Raw genomic sequence first — 12,847 nt, 5'->3', positions numbered from 1 at the left:
ATTTGTTTTTTCAGACGGCCTTACATAACCATCTGTAAATGTTTCATCATAGATTTAGGTGTAACAAAAGTTAAACCGTACATACTGCCTAATGCCAATGCCTGGCTTTCCTCTAAATCGGCAGCCAATATCACAAAGCGGTCATCCGGCAAATTCAATCGTTTTTTCAAGCGTACATATTTTTCAATGTCTCGTCTGAACTCCCCTGATTTACATTCCACCACAACTGGTTCTTTACCCATCGGCAAAAATACAACATCCAACTCCTGTTTATCTTCATTGTCGAATTTGACTTTTACATTTCGAGCGCAAGAAAAAGCATAATCTTTGCCTTTGTGTTTTGCTTCTTCAAGCATTTTGCCCAACACAAACCATTCAAGCCAACCACCACAAAAAAATTGCTTGATGGCAGTGGCACGTTGCAGATTCAAGCGAACAATTTTTTCCTGTTTCTGATAGAAATACTTAGAAAACAGAGTATGGTTATAAAATTGTCGGCATAGATTATTCATTGTTTGCCCATCTTTTTGCGACATTTTGCCTATATCCAAACTAATGCTTGTGTGGTTGTGGCTATATGCCCAACTAATCTGCCCCAACATATTTTTAGTAATCTGATAATTGTTGCCCAATTTAGCGGCAGCCTCATCAAAAAAACCGCTCATATTGACCGCCTGAAAGTTAAACATCGGCACAATATTGGCTCGGGCAAACCATTGCCGTATTGGTTCATGTTGTTTTTCAGTAGCTAAAATATCGGTTTCCGATAAATTGACGCCTGCCAGCGGATTATAATTTTGATCTTCCGAACCAGTATCTTGCTGTGTATTTTCCTCTCTGCCGTCTTCCTGTTGCTTCAAAGCCTGCAATTCCCGGTTCACTGAAAAATAACGTTCCAACACTTTACTGACAAAAAATAAAGTGTCGTAAACCTTAACTGGAGCCGTGCATTTTGGACAAGCAATTTCACTCATTCCGGATTCGTAGTAATGCTCATTCATGTAACCGCATTTATTGCAGCGAAAAATACCCATAATGTTCCCTTATTATTTGTTTCAAAATTTATTTCAGACGACGTTTGAAAATTTTATCTTTTCTGATTAATCAGCGGATACGGATTCACCGCGCCGCTGGGCAGATACACACCGTAATGCAGGTGGGCCGGTGTGGTTCTAGCATTGCCGGTTTTACCGACATAGCCGATGACCTGCCCTTCTTTTACTCGCTCATACAGGCGGATACGGGCAAATTTATTCAGGTGGGCATAATAATGCCACGCACCCGGCCCTTGAATACCGATAACTTTACCACCCAATCGGTTACGCCCGATTTTAGTTACAATGCCAGGCGTAGTACTGCGTATCGGCGTGTTTTTCTTAGCAAAAATATCCACACCTTCATGCCTGCGCCCCTGACTGCGCGCTGCGCCCCAAGTATCGTCAAAACGTTTGCCTTTAACAGGATTGGGCAGGCTTTGCTCGGCCGGAGGCTGTTGCGCCCTCAACTGCTCGATTTCGGCAGTAGGACGCGGAAGTTGTTTGGTGGTACAGCCTGCGAATAAAACCACGGCTGCACTGATTAATAAGGTTTTTATCGGCATTTTCAGCATCAAATCGGTCTCCTTGTTGTTCAGACGGCCTTGTTAAAAAGCCTTCTGAAACAAACAACTGTGATGGGTTTAATGGCTGACGTGCCGTAATGCGTGTGTCGTATTGCTTTTATTGTATATGCTTAAATCTTTTTCAGACGGCCTTAAGGTTTCGGGCCGTCTGAATATTTGCGTTATGGCTTAACTGCGCTCTGCCAATGCTTTTTCTGCAATTTCAAAATCGGAGAAATGGTGCTTCACGCCTTGTACATCCTGATAGTTTTCATGCCCTTTACCGGCAATCAGAATGATGTCGTTCGTGGCGGCGCGTTCGACTGCGTAACGGATGGCGGCGGCACGGTCGGCTTCGACGCATTCGGGCGCGGGAACGGCAGGCAGGATGTCGTTGATGATGTCTTGCGGATTTTCCAAGCGCGGGTTGTCGCTGGTTACGACGACTTTATCCGCGCCCTGTACGGCTGCTGCGCCCATCAACGGACGTTTGCCGCGGTCGCGGTTGCCGCCGCAGCCGAAGACGCACCACAAAGCCGCGCCCTGCGGTTTGATTTCCTGCAAAGTGGAGAGTGCTTTTTCCAATGCATCGGGCGTGTGGGCATAATCGACAACGACCAAAGGTTTGCCGCTGTTCATAATGCAATCCATGCGGCCTGAAGCGGGACGGATTTTTGCCAGTACTTCCAAAACGTTATTGAGTGGATAACCGTTGGCACACAGCAAGGCAACGCAGGCGGCGAGGTTTTGCGCGTTGAACCGTCCGAGCAGACGGGTACGGCATTTTCCTTCGCCCCACGGGGTTTGGAATACGGCTTCCATGCCGTCTGAAGAAGCGGTGAAATCAGTAATGCGGATATCGGCTTGCTCGCTGAAACCATAGCCGTAAACAGCTAAATCGGGACAGTCTTTTTTCAGACGGCCTACGAGTTCTGCGCCGTATTCGTCATCTACGTTGATGATGGCGTGTTGCAGACCATGCCAGTAGAACAGGCGCGACTTGATGGCACCGTAGGCTTCCATGGTGCCGTGGTAATCGAGGTGGTCGCGGGTGAGATTGGTAAAGATTGCGCTGCGGAACGGCACGCCGTTGACGCGTGATTGGTCAAGGCCGTGGCTGGAAACTTCCATCGCGGCGGCTGTTGCGCCTTGCTGGCGGAAGCGGTAGAGCAGGGTTTGGACATCAACAGGGGCAGGCGTGGTATGCGTGGTCTCTTCCAATGCGCCCCAAAATCCGTTGCCGACTGTGCCGATAATGGCGGTTTTTTCTCCCAACAAATCGGTGGCTTGCGCCAGCCATTGTGTGATGGAGGTTTTGCCGTTGGTGCCGGTTACGCCCCAGACTTTGGGGTCGTCTGAAACATTGCCATAAACTTGCGCCGCCAACATGCCGGCACGGTGTTTCAAATCTTTGATGCCTTGATTGGGGACTTTCCATTCGGGATTCCACGCGAATTTGCCGTCGTCGTCCCAAAAAACAAAAGCCGCGCCGTTGGCAATGGCTGCGGGGATATAACTGCGGCCGTCCGTATATTCGCCCTGACAGGCAACGAAAATATCACCTTGTTTAATTTGACGGCTGTCTGAATGCAACAAACGCCCTGCTGCGTTTTCACACAGCAGAGGCGGAAAGTTGGTTTCAGCCAAGGGGGTTAACTTGCTGAACATAAACAATATCTCTTTGATTGTTTGGATTATGACGGTACTTTGGCAGTAGCGGTATTACTTAAAGGCCTGGTCGGGGAAACGCCCAAGATGTTCAAGCTTCCGCTCATGACTTCTTTGAATACGGGACCGGCAACCACGCCGCCGTAATAGCCGTTGGCAGTAGGTTCGTCGATGGTAACGGCCACGATCACGCGTGGATTTTTAGCCGGAGCAAAGCCGATAAACGTACCGACGTGTTTGTTGTCCACATAGCGGCCATTGACCAGTTTACGCGCCGTACCGGTTTTCGCACCTACGTCGAAACCATCCACAGCACCGGCAGTACCGGTACCGCCGGCTTCAGTAACGGAAACCATCAACTCGCGCACTTTTTTCGCAGTAGAGGCTTTGATGACGCGCTTGCCTTTAGGGGCAACCGCTTGTTTTTCAAAACTTACCGGCAACAATTCGCCGTCATGAGTCAAGACAGTATAGGCTCGCGCCAATTGCAATAAGCTTAATTGCAGACCATAACCGAAAGACATGGTTGCCTGTTCGATTTTTTGCCATCTGCGCCAGCTTCTCAACAAACCTGCAGTCTCGCCAGGAAAACCTGAATGCATACGCACGCCCACACCTAAATCGTGATAGAAATCGTACATTTCTTTAGGCGTAAACATGGCAGAAAGTTTACTGGTACCGACGTTGGAAGATTTTTGCATAATGCCGCGCACATCCAAAGTAGGATAAACGTGGGTATCTTGTACGGTAGCCGGACCGATTTTGTAAGGCAGGGTGTTGAACGTATCGGTTGCATCCACTTTGCCTGAATCCAATGCTTTGGCAATGGTAAACGGCTTCATGGCAGAACCAGGTTCAATCATATCGGTTACGGCGCGGTTGCGGCGCTGTTCGCTATTGGCCTGACCCGGTTGATTCGGATCGTAAGCCGGGCTGTTGACCAAAGCCAAAATCTCGCCGGTTTGCGCATCCAATACCACAACCGCACCCGCTTTGGCTTTGTGATAAGCCACAGCCTTGTTCAACTCGTCATAAGCCAGCGTTTGAATACGCTGATCCAAAGACAAAATCATGTCTTGGCCGTTTTTAGGCACGCTGTTGCGTGGAGAGTCGAGACTGTCAACGATATTGCCTTTATTATCGCGCAATACGACTTTCGCACCATCCTCACCGCGCAGGCTGTCTTCACGGGAAAGCTCCAAGCCCTCCTGACCTTTGCCGTCGATATTGGTAAAACCGATAACGTGCGCAAACAGATTGCCCATCGGGTAATGGCGTTTCAATTCTTTTTGGAATGCGATGCCTTTAATGCCCAATGCTTTGATTTCTTCTGCTTTCTCGTAGCTGAGTTGACGTTTCAGGTAGATAAAGCCTTTGTCTTTTTTAGACAATTTATTTTTCAAAACTTCAACAGGCACATCGGCAATGGCCGACAGTTTTTCTAATTGTTCTGCAGTCGGCATTTCTTCCATACCGGAAGGCATGGCATACAATGATTCGGTAGGCGCACTCAAAGCCAATGTGGCGCCATTGCGGTCGGTAATCATACCGCGTGATGCCGGCAGCGGAAGCGTACGCACAAAACGTTGGTCGCCCTGATTTTTCAAAAACTCATGCTGACTGGTTTGCAGATAAACCCCGCGTACCAACAGACTAGTAAATGCCAGCGTAACAGCGCCCAGCACCAAACCGATTCGCCCGTTACTTGTCAGCGGCTTTTTCGTTTTTGTTGTTCCAGACAGCATTTGAGGTTTATATTCGTTCTTAATTAACATGTTGAACTTCTCATGACTTAGCTGCTCAGTGAGCCATCAAATCCCGTAAATCTTGCACTAATGCAAGGCTCTATATTCTTATTTTTTGCGTTCCAGCATAGCCGTATTATGCGCACCCGGCGGAAGCAGATGTTGCTTTTCGGCCGCCACTTTAATCAACTTGTGGTTTGCCAGCCTAGCCTGCTCCAATTTCAAGCGCGCGTAATCCTGTTCCAACTGAATTTCCCGTTTTTGTGCCTTATCCAACTCGATAAAATGCAAACGGGACTGGTTTTGCTTAAACACTACGGCAAAGGCTGAGACCGTCACCAAAACCAGCAATAAAATATTCAACTTACCCATCTCAAACTTTCAGACGGCCTGTCAACAGGACTATCTCTTACGACAGCGTTTAGACGCCATCCCCTACTCAATAACCGAAAATTCGCCGCTGCTTCGCTCCGCCACACGCAAAACTGCACTACGCGCACGCGGGTTAGCTTCAGTCTCTGTCGAACCCGGTTTGATTGCTTTGCCCACAGCCTTCAAAGGCGGCTGAGGCAAATCCGCTTCCTTGACCACTGCCCAACGGGGCAATGGCGCATGTTGCGAATATTTTTTAATAAACTGCTTCACAATTCTGTCTTCCAGCGAATGGAACGCAATGACAGCCAAGCGTCCACCCTCTTTCAGACGGCCTGCAACTTGCGGCAAAACTGCCTCTACCTCTTCGAGCTCGCGGTTAATAAAGATGCGAACTGCTTGGAAGGTGCGCGTTGCAGGGTCTTGTCCGCGCTCACGAGTACGGACGTTTTGCGCCACAAGCTGCGCCAGCTTGCGGGTTGTATCGATGGGACTCTCCTCGCGTTGCGCAACAATGGCGCGCGCAATCTGGCGACTAAACCGCTCTTCACCATAATTCTTAATTACCTCGTGTAAATCCTGTTCGGATGCGGTTGCAATCCATTCTGCCGCAGACATCCCGCGAGTCGGATCCATCCGCATATCCAACGGCGCATCAAATCGGAAACTGAATCCGCGGCTGCCATCGTCAATTTGCGGCGACGAAATCCCCAAATCAAAAAGCGCACCGTCAATCTTATCGATGCCCAATTCATCCAAGGCCGTCTGAAATGTTTCAAAACCATTGTGTACGACACTGACACGTTTATCTTGCGCCGCCAGCTCATTGGCTACCGCAATCGCCTCGGGGTCTTTATCAAAAACAACCAAACGACCCTGCTCACCCAAACGTGACAAAATCAGCCGGGAATGCCCTCCCCTACCGAACGTACCGTCCACATAAATCCCGTCTTCACGGATTGCCAACGCATCCACCGCCTCATGCAACAAGACAGTAACATGCTGATAATTTTCAACTTTACTCACAATTGCAAATCCGTTTGACTCAATTGGAAAGCCAACTCATCAGGATCAATATCCAAAGCCTGATTCATTTCCTCTTCCCAATGTTCGCGACCCCACAACTCCATACGGTTTGCACGGCCAACCAAAGTAACTTCTTTTTCAAAATCCACGCGTTTGCGCAGATTCGCCGGAATCAAAACGCGTCCGGCGCTGTCCCACTCCAAAATCTCCGCATTGTGCAACAGTAAATTCTGATACCGTTGCAAAGCTTCATTACCGGCTACTTTCAACTTCAAAATCTGCTCGGCTTTTTCTTCCCAAACGGGCTCGGGGTACATCAATAATTTTTTTCGGGAATCCAGTGTGACCACAATTGCAGGCGTATAACGGCGCAGCAAAATATCGCGGAATTTAGCAGGAATCGCCAACCGCCCTTTACTGTCCATACTCAATTCATGAGCACCGCCAAACACATTACACCCCAATTCGATTAAAATAAAACTAGAGTGGGATCAAAAATCCCACCTCCCTAAAATATTTCGTTTTCACTTCCTCGGAACACTTTTTAGGAAAAAGTGACCACTTTCACCCACTATGCCCCACTAACCGACACTATAAGAAATTTTGGCAATCAGGTCAAATCAACCCCTTATCTGAAATGAAACACTAAACACTTAAAATTCAATAGGTTATATATGTAAAAATGCATGACAAATTAATATGCCGACCATTTCATATAACATAAAACACTACATATAGTATTATTTATGTTTTTAAAATACTAAATATAGTATTTTTATACCCGATTACCACCCCTCTCACAAGGGGCTATAATATACAAACAAATTCAAATTTTTTACATTATCTAACAGTCATGAAGCCACAACTCCCCCTCCCTTCCCCTGATGCACAAGCCTCTTCAGCACACCTGACGGAGCTCATAAAAAACGAAATTGAACAACATCAAAACTGGATACCCTTCTCCCGTTTTATGGAACTTGCCCTTTACACACCTCAATACGGCTATTACAGCGGAGGCAGCCATAAAATCGGTACGGACGGCGACTTCATTACTGCCCCCACCCTCTCCCCCCTATTCGGACAAACCCTTGCCAAACAACTTGCCGAATTACTGCCGCAAACAGCAGGCAATATCTACGAATTTGGTGCAGGTACAGGTCATCTCGCTGCCACACTCTTGCAAAATCTTTCAGACGGCCTAAATCATTACTATATTATCGAACTATCGGCAGAACTTGCAGAGAGACAACGCCAACATATTCTTGAGCACACATCTCCCGAAGCAGCCGCAAAAGTCATCCACCTCACCACATTGCCCGAACACTTTGAGGGCATCATCATCGGCAACGAAGTATTGGATGCCATGCCGGTGGAACGCTTGATTTATCAAAATGAAGGGTTTCAGCAAATTGGCGTCAGCCTAGAGAATGACGAGTTAATCGAAGCCATCAGACCATTAACCCAAGCCGAACTTTCGCAAACAGCCGCCTTGTACTTCCCTCCCCTTCCTTCATACACAAGCGAGCTACATCCTGCACAATATGCCTTTATCCAAACCCTGGCCGCCAAATTGCAGCGCGGCGGCATGATATTTATCGATTACGGCTTCGATGCCGCTCAGTATTACCACCCGCAACGTAAGGAAGGCACATTTATCGGCCACTATCGCCATCACACTATCCACGACCCATTTTTCAATATCGGCCTGACCGATTTGACTGCGCACGTCAATTTCACCGATATTGCACGCGCCGGCACGGAATCAGGTTTAGACTTAATCGGCTACCTGCCCCAATCTTATTTCCTGCTCAATCTCGGCATCACCGATCTGCTAGCACAAATCGGCAGCCCGGATTCGGTTGAATATATCCAAGCCGCCGCCGCAGTACAAAAACTGATACATCAGCATGAAATGGGCGAACTTTTTAAAGTGATCGCTTTTGGCAAAGATATCGATATCGATTGGACAGGCTTCAGCCACGGAGATATTTGCCATAAGCTATAACCTGACAATCTACTTTTTATTTTTTAAAAACAATAAGAAATAAAAAAAATCAAAATTAGCGCTTGCCAAATATTCAAAAAAAACTATAATATCGACTTCACGAAACGGCGAATTAGCTCAGTCGGTTAGAGCAGAGGAATCATAATCCTTGTGTCCGGGGTTCGAATCCCTGATTCGCCACCAAATTTCGGGGGTATAGCTCAGTTGGTAGAGCGCTTGCATGGCATGCAAGAGGTCAGCGGTTCGATCCCGCTTACCTCCACCACTAAACAAAAAAGCTCTTGTTAAACACAAGAGCTTTTTTGTTTGGCTTGATTAATAACTGATTGCTCATTAATTTTGCCACTTCAATACCCAATCAATAAAGGCCGTCTGAAATATTTCAGACGGCCTTTTGTCTTTAATTACTTCACAAGCTTCAATACTTTCTTCGGTTTATCTTCCGCAGATTCAGCTTTTTTATCTTCGGCCACCACAGCTTCAACAGAAGCAGGCTGATATGGTTCTACCTCAAACCCCATACCCTCTCCACTTTCACGGCCAAATATACTGACAATATGACCAACCGGAATCCAAATCTCGTGCGCCACGCCGGAAAAGCGTGCAGAGAAATTGACCCATTCGTTGTCGATATTCAAGTTATGGCTGGCGGTAGGACCAATATTTAAAACAATTTCATTGTCGCGCACATACTGCATCGGCACTCGGGTATGTTCATTTACCCAAGCCACGATGTGCGGTGTTTGGTTATTATCCAAACACCATTCATACAAAGCACGCAACAAATACGGTTTGGTTGAAGTTGCCATAGATCTGTCCTTTAGCGGCGCATGGCTTTTTCAGCCGGCGTCAATGCCTCAATGAAGGCTTCGCGTTGGAAAATACGCTCGGCGTACTTCAGCAAAGGCGCAGCAGATTTACCCAGTTTGATGTCGTAATAGTCCAAACGCCACAACAGCGGAGACAAAGCAACATCAATCATAGAAAAGTCATCGCCCAAGATGTATTTATTTTTAGTAAAAGACGGCGCCAACAGTGTCAAACCATTGCCAATGGCTTCACGTGCTTTAGCTTGTTCTTTATTGGTAGATTCAGGGTTTTCCAGCACTTGCACCAAGCTGAACAATTCTTTTTCCATACGGTACAGTACCAAACGGCCGCGACCGCGCATAACAGGATCGCCCGGCATCAACTGAGGATGAGGGAAACGCTCGTCAATGTATTCGTTGATAATGTTTGATTCGTGCAAAATCAAATCACGCTCAACCAGAACCGGTACTTGGTTATACGGATTCATCAAAGCCAAGTCTTCAGGTTTATTGAACACGTCCACATCTTTGATTTCAAAATCCATGCCTTTTTCGTACAGCACAAAACGGCAGCGCTGGCTGAATGGACAAGTAATACCTGAATACAATGTCATCATAATTTTTTACTCCTGATAAATCTTTTCAGACGGCCTTAAGCCTTATAAAAATTCAGACAGAATTATACATAATTTCAAACACTTAATCCAGAAATTTAACATATCATATTGTTTATATTAAGTAATTTTAAAATTTACATTATTTTTGCATAAACCAATTTCACAAACAAAAAAGGCAAACCTGAAACAGGTTTGCCTTTTTGATTCAAAAGAATTAGTGAACGTCTTTCCAGAATTCTTTTTTCAGGAAGTAAGCCAATGGCAGCATTACCGCAAACAGGAATGCCAGAACCATGTAGCCGATGCGGTGGCGTTGCAACTGAGCAGGCTCGCCCATGTACACCAAGTAGTTCACCAAGTCGCGTACATAAGTATCGTACTCTTTTTGGATCACTTTACCGTTAGGCAGGCGACGGCTTTGCAGACCGGTAGATTCCCAATACAGCTTAGGAGTCAGGTTGCCATGCTCGTCTTTAATCATAACGGGCTGACCTTTGGCATCCAACTCAACGGCTTGAACACCTTGTTGCTGCCACAATGGGTGAGGCATACTCGCACCAGCCAAAACAGTATTGTTCCAACCAGTCGGACGAGTTGGGTCTTTATAGAAGCCGCGCATATAGGCGTACAGGTAGTCTGCACCCTTAGAACGGGCAATCAGGGTCAAATCCGGCGGAGGCGCACCCAACCATTTGGAGGCATCTTTCGGATCCATTGCCGCTACCATGACATCACCAACGTTGTCTGTTGTGAACATCAGGTTTTTCTTGATTTCATCTTCAGTCAAACCGATGTCTTTCAGACGGTTGAAGCGCATACCGCTTGCAGAGTGGCAAGACAAACAGTAGTTTGTAAAGATTTGCGCACCGTGCTGCAGGCTGACTTGGTCACGCAGGTCGATATCGACTTTTTCGTAGTGTCCGCCGCCGCTGGCGACGGCTGCACTCATAGGTACTGCCAGCAATAAGGCAGCAAACCAGTTTTTCAGAGCTTGTTTCATTTTCGCTGCCCTCATCAGATATTGGTTGCAAACAAGTAAGCACCAACAACGGTAATACCGACGTAAACAAAGAACATAATTTTTTGTTTAGTAGTGCTCATGGTTACGCGTTCAGGAACTGGTTTGTTGGTATCCAGTTTGGTATAGAACGGCATACCCAGGAAGAATGCAAAGTAGACGAAAGACAGGATACGTGCAACCAAAGTACGAGTATCAGTTGCTACCATTGCACCCAAAATACCCAAACCGATGAAAGCAATGATGAACAGAACCAACGCGGTTTTGAAGATTGGGCCGCGATAGCGGACAGATTTAACCTCGCCTTTATCCAACCAAGGCAACAAGGCGATCAGGACAACTGCTGCACCCATACCGATTACACCCCATACTTGAGTACCGGCAAAGGAAGGAATCGCACGCAGAATTGCGTAGAACGGAGTGAAGTACCATACCGGCGCAATGTGCGGAGGTGTTTTCAGCGCATTCGCTGCATCGAAGTTTGGCGCTTCCAAGAAATAGCCGCCGCCTTCAGGTGCAAAGAACAACACAGAACAGAAGACAATCAGGAATACAACGACGCCCAAGATGTCTTTAACGGTGTAGTAAGGATGGAATGGGATACCATCGCGTGGAATACCGTTTTCGTCTTTGTTTTTCTTGATTTCAACGCCATCAGGGTTGTTAGAACCCACTTCGTGCAGGGCGATGATGTGTGCCACAACCAAGCCGAGCAATACCAAAGGTACAGCGATAACGTGCAGGGCGAAGAAGCGGTTCAAAGTAACGTCGGAAACGTTGAAGTCACCACGGATCCAAGTGGACAAATCAGGGCCGATAACAGGGATGGCGGAGAACAGGTTAATAATTACCTGCGCACCCCAGAAGGACATTTGACCCCAAGGCAACAGGTAACCCATAAAGGCTTCTGCCATCAATGCCAAGAAAATCAGAGAACCAAAAATCCACACCAATTCACGGGGTTTTTTGTACGAACCGTAAATCAGACCACGGAACATGTGCAGATAAACGACGATGAAGAAGAAAGATGCGCCGGTGGAGTGCATGTAGCGGATAATCCAGCCGCCGGACACGTCGCGCATGATGTACTCTACTGCGGTAAAGGCAGCAGGCAGATGGTAGGCGTTAAGGTTGCCGTCCGGTTTGTAGTTCATAGTCAGGAAGATACCGCTGACGATTTGAATTACAAGGACGAGCAGAGCCAAAGAGCCGAAGTAGTACCAGAAGTTGAAGTTCTTCGGCGCATAGTATTGAGCCAAATGCTCATTCCACATTTTAGACAGAGGGAAGCGATCGTCCATCCAGCCTAACAATGCTTTTGCTTTGCTATTGGTTTGGTTTGCCATAATTATCGTTCCTTATTTTTAGTCTTCGCCCACCAAAACAGTCGTATCGCTCAGATATTTGTAAGGCGGTACAACCAAGTTGGTCGGTGCAGGAACACCTTTATACACGCGGCCTGCCATGTCGAATTTCGAACCGTGGCAAGGGCAGAAGAAACCGCCTTTCCAGTCTGCACCCAAATCCGCAGGGGCAACGTCGGGACGGTAAGTCGGAGAGCAACCCAGGTGGGTACAGATACCGATAGCGACGAGAAGATTCGGCTTGATCGAACGGGTCTCGTTTTTAGCGTATTCCGGTTGCTGATCCACGTCGGAATTAGGGTCCGTAACTGCGCCATCCAAACTTTTCAAGTCTTTGAGCTGTTGATCTGTGCGGTTTACCAGCCAAATTGGTTTACCCTGCCATTCGGCAGTCAGCATTTGGCCTGCTTCGATTTTGCTGACATCTACTTCGACAGCAGCACCGGCAGCCTTAGCTTTCTCCGATGGGAAGAAGCTGGCCACGAAAGGCGTAGCTACGCCCAGAGCCGCCACACCGCCTGCACCGCAAGTAGCCAGTGTCAGAAAACGGCGGCGACCGTTGTTGATTTCTTGATTATCCATTATTCAGTCGTCCTAAAATTTTGGGAATACCGAGCCATTAA

At 47.3% G+C, this 12,847-nt stretch carries 13 protein-coding genes and 2 tRNA genes; 3 read left to right on the top strand and 12 right to left on the bottom strand.

The genetic code is table 11. The features are described 5' to 3' along the window. Positions 1-20 precede the first annotated feature (20 nt). The 7 genes from ACTHTQ_RS03190 to mraZ all read right to left on the bottom strand — a co-directional run bounded on the left by ACTHTQ_RS03190 (position 21) and on the right by mraZ (position 6,863). Positions 21-1,034, bottom strand: coding sequence for a hypothetical protein (locus tag ACTHTQ_RS03190; protein WP_440363071.1), 1,014 nt, complete (start codon positions 1,032-1,034; stop codon positions 21-23). A 53-nt stretch (positions 1,035-1,087) separates the two neighbouring features. Next, positions 1,088-1,609, bottom strand: coding sequence for a M23 family metallopeptidase (locus ACTHTQ_RS03185; RefSeq protein ID WP_440363138.1), 522 nt, complete (start codon positions 1,607-1,609; stop codon positions 1,088-1,090). A 180-nt stretch (positions 1,610-1,789) separates the two neighbouring features. After that, on the bottom strand, positions 1,790-3,268 hold the full coding sequence (locus ACTHTQ_RS03180; protein ID WP_440363070.1) for a UDP-N-acetylmuramoyl-L-alanyl-D-glutamate--2,6-diaminopimelate ligase: 1,479 nt from the start codon (positions 3,266-3,268) through the stop codon (positions 1,790-1,792). A gap of 26 nt (positions 3,269-3,294) precedes the next feature. Continuing rightward, the gene (locus ACTHTQ_RS03175) at positions 3,295-5,043 is read right to left on the bottom strand and encodes a peptidoglycan D,D-transpeptidase FtsI family protein (RefSeq protein ID WP_440363069.1); all 1,749 of its coding nucleotides are present in this window, start codon (positions 5,041-5,043) and stop codon (positions 3,295-3,297) included. Between the two features lie 78 nt (positions 5,044-5,121). Continuing rightward, on the bottom strand, positions 5,122-5,385 hold the full coding sequence (gene ftsL, locus ACTHTQ_RS03170) for a cell division protein FtsL (protein ID WP_003681879.1): 264 nt from the start codon (positions 5,383-5,385) through the stop codon (positions 5,122-5,124). Between the two features lie 63 nt (positions 5,386-5,448). Then, positions 5,449-6,411 carry a 16S rRNA (cytosine(1402)-N(4))-methyltransferase RsmH gene (gene rsmH, locus ACTHTQ_RS03165; RefSeq protein ID WP_070585193.1) on the bottom strand — a complete coding sequence of 321 codons (963 nt, stop codon included), beginning with the start codon at positions 6,409-6,411 and terminating at the stop codon, positions 5,449-5,451. Next, complete coding sequence (gene mraZ / locus ACTHTQ_RS03160; protein WP_039861849.1) at positions 6,408-6,863, bottom strand: division/cell wall cluster transcriptional repressor MraZ; 456 nt, start codon at positions 6,861-6,863, stop codon at positions 6,408-6,410. Before mraZ ends, rsmH begins: the two co-directional genes overlap by 4 nt. 401 nt (positions 6,864-7,264) lie before the next feature. Here mraZ and ACTHTQ_RS03155 point away from each other — a divergent pair, with 401 nt between their 5' ends. The 3 genes from ACTHTQ_RS03155 (at position 7,265) to ACTHTQ_RS03145 (ending at position 8,681) form a co-directional block, all read left to right on the top strand. After that, on the top strand, positions 7,265-8,416 hold the full coding sequence (locus ACTHTQ_RS03155; RefSeq protein ID WP_308905123.1) for a class I SAM-dependent methyltransferase: 1,152 nt from the start codon (positions 7,265-7,267) through the stop codon (positions 8,414-8,416). A 106-nt stretch (positions 8,417-8,522) separates the two neighbouring features. After that, positions 8,523-8,599 (top strand) — tRNA-Met (locus ACTHTQ_RS03150). Between the two features lie 6 nt (positions 8,600-8,605). Then, positions 8,606-8,681, top strand: a tRNA-Ala gene (locus ACTHTQ_RS03145). 139 nt (positions 8,682-8,820) lie between these two features. Here ACTHTQ_RS03145 and ACTHTQ_RS03140 read toward each other — a convergent pair. The 5 genes from ACTHTQ_RS03140 to petA all read right to left on the bottom strand — a co-directional run bounded on the left by ACTHTQ_RS03140 (position 8,821) and on the right by petA (position 12,806). Beyond that, positions 8,821-9,225 (bottom strand): ClpXP protease specificity-enhancing factor, encoded by a 405-nt coding sequence (locus ACTHTQ_RS03140; protein WP_440363068.1) that lies wholly within the window; start codon positions 9,223-9,225, stop codon positions 8,821-8,823. An 11-nt stretch (positions 9,226-9,236) separates the two neighbouring features. Continuing rightward, positions 9,237-9,842 (bottom strand): glutathione S-transferase N-terminal domain-containing protein, encoded by a 606-nt coding sequence (locus ACTHTQ_RS03135; protein WP_039861850.1) that lies wholly within the window; start codon positions 9,840-9,842, stop codon positions 9,237-9,239. Positions 9,843-10,056: 214 nt separating this feature from the next. After that, complete coding sequence (locus tag ACTHTQ_RS03130; RefSeq protein WP_308887922.1) at positions 10,057-10,842, bottom strand: cytochrome c1; 786 nt, start codon at positions 10,840-10,842, stop codon at positions 10,057-10,059. A 14-nt stretch (positions 10,843-10,856) separates the two neighbouring features. Continuing rightward, on the bottom strand, positions 10,857-12,206 hold the full coding sequence (locus tag ACTHTQ_RS03125; RefSeq protein ID WP_049328413.1) for a cytochrome b: 1,350 nt from the start codon (positions 12,204-12,206) through the stop codon (positions 10,857-10,859). A gap of 18 nt (positions 12,207-12,224) precedes the next feature. Continuing rightward, on the bottom strand, positions 12,225-12,806 hold the full coding sequence (gene petA, locus ACTHTQ_RS03120) for a ubiquinol-cytochrome c reductase iron-sulfur subunit (RefSeq protein WP_440363067.1): 582 nt from the start codon (positions 12,804-12,806) through the stop codon (positions 12,225-12,227). Positions 12,807-12,847 lie beyond the last annotated feature (41 nt).

The sequence above is a fragment of the Neisseria sp. P0020.S003 genome, assembly GCF_051957095.1.
GTDB classification, from domain to species: Bacteria; Pseudomonadota; Gammaproteobacteria; order Burkholderiales; family Neisseriaceae; genus Neisseria; species Neisseria subflava.
This window is presented reverse-complemented; position numbering and strand designations above follow the sequence as displayed.

What these genes read in the sequence shown, in the direction of transcription:
- ACTHTQ_RS03185 (WP_440363138.1), bottom strand. Translation starts at nt 1,609, where the DNA reads ATGCTGAAAATGCCGATAAAAACCTTATTAATCAGTGCAGCCGTGGTT.
- ACTHTQ_RS03180 (WP_440363070.1), bottom strand. Translation starts at nt 3,268, where the DNA reads ATGTTCAGCAAGTTAACCCCCTTGGCTGAAACCAACTTTCCGCCTCTG.
- ftsL (WP_003681879.1), bottom strand. Translation starts at nt 5,385, where the DNA reads ATGGGTAAGTTGAATATTTTATTGCTGGTTTTGGTGACGGTCTCAGCC.
- ACTHTQ_RS03135 (WP_039861850.1), bottom strand. Translation starts at nt 9,842, where the DNA reads ATGATGACATTGTATTCAGGTATTACTTGTCCATTCAGCCAGCGCTGC.
- ACTHTQ_RS03155 (WP_308905123.1), top strand. Translation starts at nt 7,265, where the DNA reads ATGAAGCCACAACTCCCCCTCCCTTCCCCTGATGCACAAGCCTCTTCA.
- ACTHTQ_RS03130 (WP_308887922.1), bottom strand. Translation starts at nt 10,842, where the DNA reads ATGAAACAAGCTCTGAAAAACTGGTTTGCTGCCTTATTGCTGGCAGTA.
- petA (WP_440363067.1), bottom strand. Translation starts at nt 12,806, where the DNA reads ATGGATAATCAAGAAATCAACAACGGTCGCCGCCGTTTTCTGACACTG.
- ACTHTQ_RS03190 (WP_440363071.1), bottom strand. Translation starts at nt 1,034, where the DNA reads ATGGGTATTTTTCGCTGCAATAAATGCGGTTACATGAATGAGCATTAC.
- ACTHTQ_RS03140 (WP_440363068.1), bottom strand. Translation starts at nt 9,225, where the DNA reads ATGGCAACTTCAACCAAACCGTATTTGTTGCGTGCTTTGTATGAATGG.
- ACTHTQ_RS03175 (WP_440363069.1), bottom strand. Translation starts at nt 5,043, where the DNA reads ATGTTAATTAAGAACGAATATAAACCTCAAATGCTGTCTGGAACAACA.
- ACTHTQ_RS03125 (WP_049328413.1), bottom strand. Translation starts at nt 12,206, where the DNA reads ATGGCAAACCAAACCAATAGCAAAGCAAAAGCATTGTTAGGCTGGATG.